The organism is Cognatundibacterium luofuense, from assembly GCF_018139685.1.
GTDB lineage: Bacteria > Pseudomonadota > Gammaproteobacteria > Burkholderiales > Burkholderiaceae_D > Undibacterium > Undibacterium luofuense.
Map to the genome: position 1 here is coordinate 107768 of NZ_JAGSPN010000013.1, position 14614 is coordinate 122381.

General features: G+C 49.8%; 8 protein-coding genes. 6 read left to right on the forward strand and 2 right to left on the reverse strand.

Translation table 11 applies throughout. From position 1 onward, the window contains the following. Nucleotides 1-184: 184 nt before the first annotated feature. The 6 genes from KDM89_RS16045 (at nt 185) to KDM89_RS16070 (ending at nt 11665) form a co-directional block, all read left to right on the forward strand. Nucleotides 185-592, forward strand: a complete 408-nt coding sequence (locus KDM89_RS16045) for a hypothetical protein (protein ID WP_212688960.1) — start codon at nt 185-187, stop codon at nt 590-592. A 208-nt stretch (nt 593-800) separates the two neighbouring features. Next, nucleotides 801-3158 (forward strand): type I restriction-modification system subunit M, encoded by a 2358-nt coding sequence (locus tag KDM89_RS16050; protein WP_212688929.1) that lies wholly within the window; start codon nt 801-803, stop codon nt 3156-3158. Further along, nucleotides 3155-4174, forward strand: coding sequence for a PDDEXK nuclease domain-containing protein (locus KDM89_RS16055; RefSeq protein WP_212688930.1), 1020 nt, complete (start codon nt 3155-3157; stop codon nt 4172-4174). Before KDM89_RS16050 ends, KDM89_RS16055 begins: the two co-directional genes overlap by 4 nt. Next, nucleotides 4171-5529, forward strand: coding sequence for a restriction endonuclease subunit S (locus KDM89_RS16060; RefSeq protein ID WP_212688931.1), 1359 nt, complete (start codon nt 4171-4173; stop codon nt 5527-5529). The genes KDM89_RS16055 and KDM89_RS16060 overlap by 4 nt, the downstream gene beginning before the upstream one ends. Nucleotides 5530-5739: 210 nt before the next feature. Next, entirely contained in the window at nt 5740-9003 is a 3264-nt protein-coding gene (locus KDM89_RS16065; RefSeq protein ID WP_212688932.1) for a type I restriction endonuclease subunit R, read from the forward strand. A gap of 475 nt (nt 9004-9478) precedes the next feature. Continuing rightward, nucleotides 9479-11665, forward strand: coding sequence for a tyrosine-type recombinase/integrase (locus KDM89_RS16070; protein WP_212688933.1), 2187 nt, complete (start codon nt 9479-9481; stop codon nt 11663-11665). Nucleotides 11666-12022: 357 nt separating this feature from the next. On the opposite strand, the gene KDM89_RS16075 is transcribed toward KDM89_RS16070, so the two are convergent. Beyond that, complete coding sequence (locus KDM89_RS16075) at nt 12023-12949, reverse strand: ParB/RepB/Spo0J family partition protein (protein ID WP_212688934.1); 927 nt, start codon at nt 12947-12949, stop codon at nt 12023-12025. After that, nucleotides 12946-13605 (reverse strand): ParA family protein, encoded by a 660-nt coding sequence (locus KDM89_RS16080; RefSeq protein WP_212688935.1) that lies wholly within the window; start codon nt 13603-13605, stop codon nt 12946-12948. Before KDM89_RS16080 ends, KDM89_RS16075 begins: the two co-directional genes overlap by 4 nt. Between the last annotated feature and the right edge of the window lie 1009 nt (nt 13606-14614).

A 14614-nucleotide genomic window follows, 5' to 3' on the forward strand; every position in this document is an offset into this window, starting at 1 on the left:
TTGGCAAAGACAAATGCAGCGCTGTGTGGCTGCCGGTGCAAAGATCATACCTGAGCTGCCGCCCCTGTGCACTTTCTGCCGCCCTGTGTTTGACTTGCGCCACGTCCGGCATTGTCTGACGGCTGCTTTCAGTTATGATCGCAGCTGAATCCCACCTGAAAACGCTGCCGGAAAGCCGATGACCATGACGCTGACAGATATTTCGCCCGCCATACGCCCGCGCTGCCCGCCCGGCGCGTGTGACTGCGATCTGGACAATCTGCTGGTCAGCATCAACGCCGATACCCGCATCCTGCGTCTGACCCGCGCTGATGAACAACGCTTACTGGAACGACTGGAAAATCTGAACAGTCTGGCGGACTTACGTCGCATCGAACAAAAAATGGAAGAACAGGTCGGCATCCGCCTGAATATCAGTAAAGTCAGCGCCGTCCGCACCCTGCGCGGCATCCTGATCCGCGTCGAACCTATGCCCGGCCTGTGCCGCAAAACCCGCAAAGCCATTCCCGCCGCGATTCGCAAAAGTCTGGAAAAGCATCCCGACATCGCGTATCAGATTGCGGATATGGGCGGCTTGTTTGATGGTGTCTGAAACCCGAATAACTACACATTTCATCCCGAACCTATCCGCCCTGACCTACCCGCAGTAAAAGTCCCGTCTCTCACGCATTTTGCCAGCAGAAAAAGTGTGGCTTGATTCTTTACTTCGTGTCTTGCTAACTGTTTGCGCTGACAACAGCAAACCATGCTTTGCCCTGCGGTAAAATGTTAGTTATTGAATATTTCAAAAGAAACAAACGATGAGCACACAGTCCAACAATCTTGCTGCCGAATCCTGGGCCATTGCCGATCTGTTACGCGGCGACTTTAAACAAAGTCAGTATGGTCGCATTATCTTGCCATTTTGTTTATTGCGTCGCTTAGAGTGCGTATTAGAAGCCAGCAAAGCAGCTGTACTAGCGGAATACGACAAAGTACAACGCATGAATCTGCCGGAAGAAGTGCTGGAAAAAATGTTGCTGCGCGCCACCAAAACCGGCCCGCAAACGCTCAGCTTCTACAACACATCCAGAATGGATCTCGGCAAGCTGGGGGAAAGCAGCATCAAAGCCAATCTGGAAAGCTATCTGCAAAGCTTTTCTAAAGATGCCCGTGAAATTTTTGAATATTTCAATTTTGCGGAATTCATCGCTCAGTTAAACGATGCCAACCTGCTGTACAAAGTTGTACAAAAAGTCAGAACGATCGACTTGCGACCGGAAGCTGTATCAAACCACGACATGGGGCTGGTATTTGAAGAACTGATCCGTCGCTTTGCCGAAGGATCAAATGAAACCGCCGGTGAACACTTCACCCCGCGCGACATCGTACGCCTGACTACCTCGCTGGTGTTTATGGAAGACGATGAAGCACTGACTAAGCCAGGCATTATCCGGACGATTTACGATCCCACGGCAGGTACTGGCGGCTTTTTGTCAGCTGGCATGGAATACGTACATGAACTGAATCCAGCGGCAAAAATGGTGGCTTACGGGCAAGAGCTCAACCCGGAAAGTTACGCCATCTGTAAAGCGGACATGCTGATTAAGGGGCAGGAAATCAGCCATATTAAACTTGGCAATACCTTATCGAATGATCAACTGTATGCCGATCAGTTTGATTACATGCTGTCTAATCCGCCCTTTGGTGTGGACTGGAAAAAAATTGAAGACGTGGTTGTCAGAGAACATACCGAAAAAGGCTACGATGGCCGGTTTGGCCCCGGCCTGCCACGTGTCTCGGACGGCTCACTGCTTTTCCTGCTGCACTTAATCAACAAACTGCGCGATGCCAGAGATGGCGGTGGCCGCATCGGGATTATTCTGAATGGCTCGCCTTTATTCACGGGTGGTGCTGGTTCCGGTGAGTCCGAAATCCGTCGTTACATCCTCGAAGCTGATTTACTCGAAGCAATTGTCGCGCTACCGACCGATATGTTCTATAACACCGGCATTGCCACCTATGTCTGGGTGCTGTCGAATAAAAAAGCGGCGCAGCGTAAAGGAAAAGTACAACTGATTAACGGCGTCAATCTGTGCGGCAAAATGCGCAAATCGCTGGGCAGCAAACGCAATGAAATGAGCGAAGATGATATCGCCACCATCACCAAATGCTTCGGCAATTTTGAAGTGGTTGATGCACGTGAACTGGATAAACCGGCAGAGGCAAAAAGCAATCGTGGTCGTCAATCCGCCAATCCAAAAACTGAAGCCGCTAAAACCTTCGCTGCCAAGATTTTTAAAAACCATGAATTTGGCTATCGCCGCATCACCATAGAACGCCCATTGCGCCAGTCTTACCAATTCTCTGATGAGCGTCTTGCCACATTACGCTTTGAATCCGGCGCTTTGAACAGCATCATGCAATGGGCTTACGGCGAATTCGCGAACTTGCCCAATGTGATTTGGAGCGACGCACCTGACTGCTTACACTATGGCGATCTCAGCAGCCACGAAGAAGCGATCCGCCGCTACATCAAAACCCACTTTGCGGACCTCAAAGAAAAGCAAATTAAAGACTTGTTCGATCGCAGCACATGGACCAGTGCCAAAGCCACCATGCTCAAAGCTAAAGCGCTGCAAACACAGATTGGCAGCGCGCAGTGCGATGATATGAATGGCTACGACGACGCCGTCAGCAAAGCGGCCAAGGCAGCAAATATCAGCCTCGACGCCAAAGACAAAAAAGCCATCGAGGCCGCAATCAGTTGGAAGAACCCTGAAGCCGTCGCCGTCATCAAAAAAATCCACAAAACCAAGCCAGATCCGATCTACGGTTTGTTTGCAGGCGAAGGCGAGCATGCAGGCAAAACCATCGAATACAAAGCCGACAGCGATTTGCGTGATTTTGAAAACGTCGCGCTCGACCCTGGCCGCAGCGTTAACGAGGTCAACGAAGCCTACTTCCAAAAAGAAGTGCAACCGCATGTGCCCGATGCATGGATAGACGCCAGCAAGAAAGACGACAAAGATCAAGAGATTGGTATCGTCGGTTACGAGATTCCGTTTAACCGCCATTTCTACCAATACCAGCCACCGCGCGATTTAGCTGAAATTGATGCCGATCTCGATGCCGTGAGCGCAGAAATCATGAAGCTGCTGCAAGAGGTGCATTCATGAGCAAAAAAGAACTCACCACCCAGAACCAGCCAGACTTTGCAGAAGTCGCGCAGCTCATCATCGCTGCGCGTCAGCATGCGTACCAAGCCGTCAATACCACGCTGATCGAACTGTACTGGCAAGTCGGTGCCTACATCAGTCATAAGATAAAGGCCGCCGAATGGGGCGATGGTGTGATTACGGAATTAGCGAAATATCTCGCCACGACGCAGCCCAATTTAAAAGGGTTTACCCGTCCGAACTTGTTTCGCATGCGCCAGTTTTATGAAGCTTATCAACATGATCAAATTGTCTCACCGCTGGTGAGACAATTGCCATGGACGCACAATCTGATCATTCTCGCGCAAAGCAAGCACGCCGAAGAACGTGAATTCTACTTACGCATGGCAATCAAAGAACGATGGAGTAAGCGCGAGCTTGAACGGCAATTCAACACAGCTCTGTTTGCGCGGACAGTATTGAATCCCGTAAAACTCTCAACAGCGTTGAGAGAAACGCAGCCAGACGCACTCAATGTCTTCAAAGACAGCTACGTGCTTGATTTCCTGAACCTGGCACCAGCGCATAACGAAGCCGAATTGCACAAAGGCTTACTCGCCAAGCTCAGGCAATTCTTAACCGAGCTCGGGCGCGATTTCTGTTTTGTTGGCAGCGAATTTCCTGTGCAAGTCGGCAAGCAGGATTTCGCACTCGATCTGCTATTTTTCCACCGTGGCCTCAACGCCTTGGTCGCAATCGAACTCAAGGTCGATCAGTTTCAGCCTGCCCACTTAGGCCAGCTCAATTTCTACCTGGAAGCCCTGGACCGCGACCACAAAAAGCCACACGAAAACCCCGCCATTGGCTTGCTGCTGTGTGCTAGCAAAGATGATGAAGTGGTCGAATATGCGCTGAGCCGTAGCCTCTCACCCGCCATGATCGCCGAATACCAAACCCAGCTACCCGATAAGAAACTGCTGCAAGCGAAATTGCATGAGTTTTACATGTTGAATCTGGCGCAGGAGGGCGAGGTATGAGTCGGTATAAGGCTTATCCTGAGTTTAAAGATTCTGGGATTGATTGGATTGATAGAGTGCCAGAAGAATGGAGCAATGTCACTTTACGGTGGGCTTCACGTCTTTATGCAGGTGGTACGCCATCGAAAGAGGTAGAAAGTTATTGGGAGAATGGAACCATCCCGTGGATTAATTCCGGAGAAGTAAACCAAGGACAGATCTGTGAGGCATCAACCTACATAACCGAAGACGCCTACAAAAATAGTAGTGCAAAATGGATTCCAAAAGGAGCTCTGGTGATGGCTTTGGCAGGGCAGGGGAAAACCAAAGGAATGGTGGCGCAACTAGCAATTGATGCAACCTGCAACCAGTCAATGGCAGCAATTGTACCTTCGAAGAATCTTAATTCACGATATCTGTTCTGGTGGTTATCTTCAAATTATCAGAATATTAGAAATATGGCTGGCGGAGATTTGCGAGACGGCCTCAACTTGGATTTGATTGCAGCAATCGGTTGTCCGGTGCCAAGTGCCCGCGAGATGGAAAAAATTGCCAACTTCCTCGACCACGAAACCGCCAAGATCGATACCCTGATCGCGAAGCAGCAAGACTTGATCAAGCTGCTCAAAGAAAAACGGCAGGCGGTGATTAGTCATGCCGTCACCAAAGGCCTCAACCCCAACGCCCCCATGCGCGACTCCGGCGTAGAGTGGCTGGGCGAAGTGCCTGCGCATTGGAATGTAGCCCCGTTGAAGCATCTGTGCGCCCTTCTGAAAGATGGAACGCATTTACCCCCTCCGCGAGTCGATGCCGGTATCCCTCTTCTAAGTGTTAGAAACATCATTGATGGTAAATTTACATTCAGAGAAGATGATTCCAAAATTTCCGAAGCTGAGTATTTGAAACTCTGCAGATCATTTATCCCGACTCAGAATGATGTAGTTCTAGCGATCGTCGGTGGCACAATTGGGAAGGTCGCAATAATTGAGGATATGTCTGAGTTTCATATTCAGCGAAGTATCGCCATATTTAGAGTAAAAAAACAGTTGATGGCGCATGAAAGCCTCGCGAATATTTTTGGGTCTTCGAACTTTCAAAATCTTCTTTGGGGCAATGTTGGGTTTTCCGCACAACCAGGGATTTATCTGGGCACTCTAGCTAATTTCTGTCTTCCAGTGCCTCCAATGCATGAGCAAATTGAAATCAATAAATATTGCCATTCGAAGACTCAACATATTGACATTCTGATCGAACAAGCTGCGCTTGCGGTCGAGTTAATTCAAGAACGCCGAACCGCCCTAATTTCAGCCGCCGTCACCGGAAAAATCGACGTCCGCGATTGGCAAGCGCCGACAGCAGAAACAAGCGCAGCATGAGCGTATCAAATACCCACATCGTCATTCCCGCGTGTTTTTGGCGGGAATCCAGTGCCTGGATATTAGGCGTAGCGTCTGATTTGAAGTGGCGCTGCGCACAAGATGGAAAACTGGATTCCCGCCTGCGCGGGAATGACGAGTTAAACGTGCGAATGACGAAACATAGGCTACCGTTATTTCGAAGTGCAGAATCAACAGAGACAAACCAAGATGAGCAAAGCCAACGAAAGTACCTTCCAAAACGACATGATTCGTCAATTGCTGGCGAATGGCTGGTTACTCGGTAAAGCCGAACATTACAACCGCGAATTGGCTTTATACCCTGATGATGCGCTAGGGTTTGTGAAAGAAACCCAAGACGAGCAATGGCAAAAGTTTTGTGCTTTGTATCCGGTGCAGCCCGAGCAAAAGTTTTTGGAACGTTTGGCGCAGCAATTGAATAAGGCTGATCCGAATGCCGCCAATAAAGAGATGCGCACCTTTGGTACTTTGGGTGTCTTGCGTCATGAATTGAAAGATCGCGGCACGCGTTTTTCTTTGTGCCAGTTTGCGCCTGAACACGACTTAAATCCAGATACTTTGGCGAAGTATAAGAAGAACCGTTTGCGTGTTGTGCCAGAAGTGACGTATAGCCCGTGGGCAACGGCTGAGCATTTAGCGGAGACAGGCGTCAAAGCCAAAGAGTGGCGCATTGATTTGGTCTTGTTCGTCAACGGCATCCCCGTAGCCACCTTGGAACTGAAGTCAGAATTTAAGCAAGCGGTACACAATGCGATGAAGCAGTATCGCACCACGCGTTTGCCAATTGACCCAGTCACTAAAAAGCCTGAACCTTTACTGAGTTTTAAGCGCGGTGCCTTGGTGCATTTTGCGGTGAGCCAGTACGAAGTGTATATGACCACGCGTTTAGAGGGCGAGAGCACCTTCTTCCTGCCGTTTAACAAAGGCACGCAGGATGGTGGTGCGGGCAATGATGTGCCGGAAGACAACAACCGCTACGCGACTGATTATTTATGGAATGAAGTATTGCTGCCGGATAATCTGCTGAAAATTCTTGGCCGTTTTGTGCATTTGCAAATCGAAGAAAAAGAAGATGCAGATGGTCGTAAATACAAAAAAGAAAGCCTGATTTTTCCGCGTTATCACCAGTGGGATGTGGTGCAGCGTTTGCTGGCGGCTGCACGCAGTGAAGGGCCGGGACAAAAGTATCTGATACAACACAGCGCGGGTTCGGGTAAATCAAATTCAATTGCATGGTCTGCGCATCAGCTTTCGTCTTTGTACGATGCCAATGGCAACAAGTTGTTTCATTCCGTGATTGTGGTGACCGACCGTACGGTGCTGGATGCGCAGTTGCAGGACACGATTGCGCAATTTGAGCAAACCGATGGCGTGGTCGGGCGTATCAATAATCAGGAGGGCGATGGTTCAAAATCAGAGAAACTCGCCAAAGCTTTGGAAAGCTCGCAGCCAATCATCATCGTCACCATACAGACCTTCCCGTTTGTGCTGCGTGCGATTGAAAACAGCGTCAGCCTGAAAGAGCGTAACTACGCGATTATCGCCGATGAAGCGCACTCTTCTCAGACAGGCTCCACTGCACGCCAGCTCAAAGAAGTGCTGATGGTGGATGGTACAGCAAACGATGAGGAAGAACTGACGACGGACGATATTCTCGATGCTGCAGTGGCCTCGCGCCGTGCTTCCAGGAATCTGACGTATCTTGCTTTTACGGCGACGCCCAAGACAAAGACGCTGGAGTTATTCGGGCGTTTGCCGAATCCATCACTGCCTGCATCCAAGACCAATAAGCCCGAAGCTTTCCACGTGTACAGCATGCGGCAGGCAATAGAAGAGGGCTTTATTCTGGATGTGCTGAAGAATTACACCAATTACAAAGTCGCCTATAACCTGGCGATGAAAATGAAAGAAGCTGACCAGGAAGTGGAAAGCAAGAAGGCCAAGGTCAAGCTGAATCAGTGGGTGCGCCTGCACAACCATAACATCAGCCAAAAGGTGATGGTGATTGTTGAACATTTCAAAACGCATGTGATGGGTTTGCTGGGCGGACAGGCAAAGGCCATGGTGGTGACCGGCTCGCGTAAAGAAGCGGTACGCTATAAGCAGGCTTTTGATAAATACATTACTGAGCAGGGTTACCGGAAAATTCATGCGATGGTGGCATTTTCGGGTGAGGTGGAATTTAGTGACAAAGATCCGAATGCGGACTTTTTGCAGGGTGCAAAGTTCACAGAATTGAATATGAATCCGCAACTGAAAGGCCGCGACATGCGTAAAGCCTTTGACACGGATGATTATCAGGTCATGATTGTTGCGAATAAGTTTCAGACCGGATTTGATCAGCCTAAGCTGTGTGCGATGTATGTGGATAAAAAGCTGGGTGGTGTGGAGTGCGTGCAAACCTTGTCACGCTTAAACCGCACGTATCCGGGAAAAGCAGAAACCGGTACGTTTATTCTGGATTTTTTTAACGAGCCACAGGATATTCTGGACGCTTTTCAGCCTTATTTTCAAACGGCTGAACTGGCGAACGTGTCTGACCCGAATCTGATTTTTGACTTGTTCGATAAGCTGCGTGCCGCTGATATTTTTACCTGGACGGAAGTTGAGCAATTCTGCAACGCTTTTTTTGTGAAAAGCAAAAGCAATGCGGTGATTGCAAATATCTGCAAGCCAGCAGTAGAGCGCTGGCAGAAGCGTTATAAGCATGCGGTTGAAGCATACAAACAAGCGAAAGAGATGTTTGAACGCACGAAAAAGTTTAATGACGCTGTATTGCTGGCGAATGCTGAAAATAGTCTGAAAGACTGCAAAAAGGCCAAAGACGCACTGGAGATTTTCAAGAAAGACCTTGGCAGTTTTGTGCGCTTTTACGAGTTTATGTCGCAGATTGTTGATTACAACGATAAGGATCTGGAAAAGCTGAGTCTGTATGCACGTAATTTGCGCCCTATGCTGCGCGAAACGGTATTGGATGAAGATAATGTTGATTTATCCAGCATTTTTCTCAGCCATTACCGGGTTTCCAAGATCCGTCAGCAGCATCTGGTTTTGCAGGAAAACAGCAGTGAATACCAGCTGGAGCCCGGCGAAGCTGTAGGGTCTGCGGTGGCGAAAGACCGCAAGACAGAATTTTTATCGCAGATAGTTCAGCGTTTGAATGAGATGTTTATCACCGACCAGCTGACAGATCAGGATATGGTGAATTATCTGTACACCATTACTGATAAAGTGCGTGAAAACGCGCTGGTGATGCAGCAAATCGAAAACAATACGCCGGAACAGGCAATGCTGGGCGATTTCAGGCAAGCCAGTTACGATGCCCTGATTGAAAGTGACATTGCGCACGAGAATCAGAAAATGCAGTTACTGACAAATCCGGAAAAAGCTGATCGGTTTTTCAGCCTGGTGTTTGAATTACTGCTCAGAAAAGAACAGCGCCCTTCTCTCTGACAGGACATGCCTGCATCAATTTGTCTGGTCTGAAGGTTTTACGGAAGGTTCACCGCTACTGCAGCTGGCGGCGGGCTTTCCGGAAAACTGCAATGAAAACCGTTTAGTTTTGTCGATCACCCGCTCCTCGCCAGACATTGCATATCAGACCGCGGATATGGGGGGCTTGTTTGACGATACACTGAAAAGGCTTACCCTCGTCAGGGGGTGCTTGCTCATTCCACCGAAAATTCGCAGGTGACACATGTCAAAATGGAATTCGGCGGACATTCAGAAAATGCTTTTCACACCGTAGCAAATGTCGCTGAAAAAGATACGATCGCATCCTCAAATGATACATTTTTGCAGTGTTGACCGATGTATCTGCCTGAGAAAATTTCAACACCGCGCTATTTTTCAGGTTTAGTTCGTCGCTTGTCTTCCCTGCCCCGCGCCGCGCATAATGCGACTCTGCTGAATTTCTATTGCGCTGCGCATGCCTCGTCCTAAAGCTACTGAACAAACCGTTATTCTGATTCTGGATAAAGTCAGCAGGCATCATTTTGCTTTTCTGAAAGGTTATCTGGAAGGTTTGCCGCTGGCGCGGCTCGCGGCGACGTATCTGGAAAACTGGGATGAAGGCCATGTGGATTTGCGGATTGCCCGTTCCACTCTGGACTGGATACGGCGCGAGCTTGGTCAGGTTGCGCGGCGTCTGGGCAAGGCCTCGTATGCGCGGGTGATTAAACTGGAACCGGAACAGTTGCTGGCTCCGGTTCCGACCGCCGTGCCGACGCTGGAACAGTTTCGTGAGGAATACGATCCTTATGAAATGTATTCAGAAAATGATTTGCTGGAACGATTTGCGGAACTGTTTCCGGAAGGCGATGGCGTCGATGCGCAAAAGGCAGCGCGCAATGAGCGTTTGCGTAAGCGTCAGCATGCCGCGCTGTTGTGGCTGCAGGAAATGGCGGTGGCCGATCCGCATCCGCAGGATTCTGTACTGGGCTGGCTGAATGCGCGCATTGCCAATCGTCTGATACGTGCCGGCGTGAATACGCTGCACGAACTGTGTGAAGCGATTAACAACAATGGTTATCGCTGGTTTAATCTGGTACCCGGTCTGGGTGAGCGCACCGCGCAATGTATCGTGCGCTGGCTGGAACTGAATCAGGAAACCTTGCAATTGCCGCTGGAGCGTTATGCGCTGTCGCGCCGCAGTGATCTGGATATCGCCAGCCTGAAGGCGCAGCGTGCGCGCAGCACTGCGATTGTGCCGCTGGAATATTTTCAGCCTTCTGCTGCACTGAATGGCGAACAGGGTTATAACCGTGCAGCACGCAATATGTCCGGTGTACACAATGATTACGATGCCATTCAGTTGTGGCTGCAAACCTTTCCGTTCGGATCAAATACCTATTTGTCGTATCGCTCGCAGGCTGAACGCTTTTTGCTGTGGGCGGTGCTGGAGCGCGGCAAGGCGATGTCGGATTTAACGACACAGGATTGTCTGGCTTACCGTGACTTTTTATGGGATCTGGGAAGGCTGGCTCCGGAACTCTGGCACAGCCAGTACAAATTGCCGGAATCCGCGTGGCTCGGTAAGCGTCACACCGAACGCTGGAGCCCCGGCTGGCGACCATTTGAAGAATTAAAACCGCCAGCTGTACCGAAAGAAATCCCGCGTTTGTTAAGGGTGCAATGGCAGCGTGAACATACCGAACGCAACGGCGTTCTGAAGCCCTCGTCGCAAAAACTCGCAATCACGATTCTGACTTCGATGTGTGAATGGCTGGTGCGCCGCCGCTATCTGGAAGTGAACCCGTGGGATGGCATACGTCCGCGTGTTGATCATAAACCGATGATTGCGACGCAGCGCAGCTTCAGCCAGGAAGAATGGGCTTTGCTTTTGCAAGCCGCAATGCAAAAGCCGTTTTCCGAAGCGAATCTGCGCCTGCAATCGATGCTGATGCTGGCTTACGCTACCGGCATGCGTTTATCTGAGCTCAGCGCCGCGCGCAAAGGGGATTTGTATTTTCAGAGTGGCAGCAACGGGCTGGCTGGTGGCTGGGTGCTGTCGGTCATCGGTAAGGGCAACAAGCAACGCGCCGTACCGGTACCGCAAGCGGCGATGCAGATACTGCAGCGCTATTTCGCGACGCGCGGTTACGGCAGCTTGCAGGATATGCCAGCGGAAGCACCGCTGTTCAGCCATCTGGAAGACAGCCCCGCACACTTAAAGCTGCTGAATAACAGTACGCAACGACGCGAGCAACAGGAAACCATGGCGCACAGCCGCATCTACCGGAATCTGAAAAAATTCTTTGAAGAAACCGCGAATCTGATTTCAGAACAGGCACCCGAAACCGCTGTCAAACTGCGCGCTGCTTCTACCCACTGGCTGCGCCATACTTCCGGTTCACACGCCGTGGCGAATGGCGTTCCGGTCGAAGTGCTGCAACAGAATCTGGGCCACAGCTCGCTGAATACCACGACGATTTACGTGACAACCGAACTCGAACAGCGCATACGTCTGATGGAACAATTCGTGAACCAGAGTCAGCAAGTGCGGCCGCCAGCCTGCTTCAATACCCCTGACCTGTTCGGTGCGTCGCAAGCAAGTTCGCAGGCAGACACATCAATCAGCGAAGCTCACCAGACCGGCGATGGGAAGCAGGCTTAACAGAGACTGAAAAACCGTTTTTTTGCCTCAAATGCGGTGTTCAGCACAGCGATCCGGCGGTCGTCGGCAGAAAGTCCGGCTCTCCGTAAAACGCAGATGCGCAGTTCTGCACAATGCACTGCGTTTTGCTTATGTTTGGCTGGTGTTTGGTTGGTGTTTGCCAAATGCTGACCAGCACAAATAAGGAGTGGAGAACGCTTGCTGGCTTCCCGTTGTTCCTGTTCCGGTGTCACTTTTGATTCGCGCCCTGCCCGTTCATAATCCAGAAAATAACAGCTACCCCTGTACCAGCGAACATCCAAAGAAAAAGCGCAGACTCGCTGCGCTTTATTCTTATTTACTGCTATTAATAATTAATCAGGACAACAATTCTTTAGTGATCTGATTCAGGCGTTCAGAAATTTTCTCGATCAGATCCTTGTCTTTGATATCCGAAATTTCCAGCTGGATCTTGCCCTTGTCTTCAAAGCGTTTCAGCAAAGAAGAACCATGCGCATATTTCATCGGCACCGACACTGCACGGCTGCGTTTGGATTTCACTTTCGACAGCGCCTGACGACGCGCATCCACTTCACGCGAACTCAGATCATGGTTATCGATTTCCAGAATCAGAATCTCAGTTTGCTCATCCCCTGCTGCTTCCCAGTACTTACGGATTGCATCCAGCATACGCAGATTCAGTAAGTTCGGGCGATCTGCCAGAATGCGGACGATGGTTTTCGGAATCACACCGAGATTGAAAATACGCGAGAATACGGTTTCATCGATACCCAGATCGCGTGCAATCTCAATCTGCGATTTATATACGCCGTCTTCCAGCAGGACTCGCCACGCCAGCGCATCGTCCAGTGGCGACTGGTCTTTACGTTCAACGTTAGCCCGACGGGAGGCCAGGTACAGATCACGCGTGCTGACCGGACGCACCTGAATCTCAACACGCAGACTGGATTTACCGGCCAGCCGGCAGGCTTCCAGACGACGGTGACCATCCACCAGACACACCACACCGGCATCGTCCAGATACGCGATTGCAGGCGTATCCTGCTGTTTGGCGATCGAGATTGACAGTTCATCGATCCCATCCTGTGACATCAGCCTGCGGGCATTGTAAGGATTGACCTTAATTTCAGAAATCGGCACGTCATACGTAGAACCGGTCTGATAGCCGCGGACTGGCGCAACTTGCGCCGGCTCAAGTTTGGCGACAGCCGCGGAAAATGTTCCTGCTACCTGAGAGATTTTCGCAATTTCATCTTGCGAAGGTTTTTTAAATGGCTTCATCATGCACCTGCTAATGCTTTAATTTCTTCATACACGGCACGGATTTCAGCGGTCGCTTTCGGGTCAGCATCGCGCCCTGTCATCTCATGCATTGCCGCGCCGGCACGGCGGGAATTACGCCATGAAGCGCGGCCTTTCAATTCAGATTGAAATACCGGATAGGTTTCATCTGCGAAAAATTCGCGCAGCGCCGCCGCTTCTTTCGATTTGGCATTGGTTGGCATCTGATTCAGCAGAATATTGACCGGCACTTTGCCGTCTTTATGACGTGCATCCATGGTTTGCAGAATCGAGCAAACACGCAGTGTTGCTTCGGCTTCCAGCTGATCTGCACCGGTAGGAACAATAATCATATCGGCCAGAATGGCCGCTTTTTCCATCGTACGGTAATTTTGCGCACCAATATCTACGACGATTAAATCAAACTTCGGTGCGATGGTTTGCAGTTCATATAAAGGGTCCGGCGGAATCGTTACCACCGGAAACTGCGTTAAGCCTTCCTGCGAACGACGAATGCGCGCCCAGGCAGTGGCAGAGCCCTGCGGGTCAGTATCCATCAGGCAGACTTCAACACCTTCGGACGCTGCTAATGCGGCGATATTTGTAGAGATCAGCGTTTTACCCACGCCACCTTTTTCTGCGCCAACAACGATGATCATAAAAGCCTCATTGTGTATTAATAAGTTTTATTATTATAAAACAGATTCTTATTAATACAATTGCTTATTAGAGAATATTTGTTCTGTTTGGCCGTTTCTTTGATTTATTCGGTGTGACTTGAGTGAGGATTTCCACATTGTTTGAATAGCTGCGAAGTGTGTAACCGTTTCGAAAAATGCAGCGCCACTCACCTTCTAAGCTTGATGACTTGAGCCGGTTCAAGACTCGGATAAAAGTACACGCTTTACGGGATTGATCTCTAGCGCAGATCGGAAAAAAGTCATCGTAGAAAAGAAACTTGCGCGGGCTCAAGATCGTTTTACTGGCCGGTTCAAGCAAGAGTCAATGGCGCTCATACAGCAAAAGCAGCAAATCGACAGCACGGTCCTTAAGTCTCATTCTTTTTATGAGGAACCGAAAGGCTGATATCTACTGCCCTTCTGTACAGATACGCAGCCTGAATGGCGCTGTTTAGGCGGGTAGTTCGTGGTGTCACATTTGCTTCAGAACACTGCTTTGGGTTGCAACTTGAGCCGGCGCAAGTTCTTGCCGCTACCTTTCGAACCACGAGATTCTGCAGTACGACTTTCCCAGTTCGGAATACACGATCACTGACCACCAGCCTATCAAACAACAGTACTACAGACAGAATGCCTGTAATGTCGCGGAGGATTAATTCGGCCCGCGTTATCTGAGTTACTCAAATACGATGGTGGACGCCTGAATCTGTCCATTATCACTGAGTGTAAAGATGCAAAATGAGCGCCGTTAACATGTTGAAATTTGCCTGATACTGTTGAACTTGAGCCGGCGCAAGTTTATGTGAGCTCAAACACCAGCAGGCTACACCGAATATCACGCTAAAGGATTGAGGAAGGTAACCAAATAGTCGTTCGAATGATCATCTCGCACAGACCATTCAGCGCCCATTACTTAATGGTTTGCATCAATTTTAAGGAACCGGACAAAGAAGAAATACGTGCAAATTGATGGTGTAAGTCTGATGTG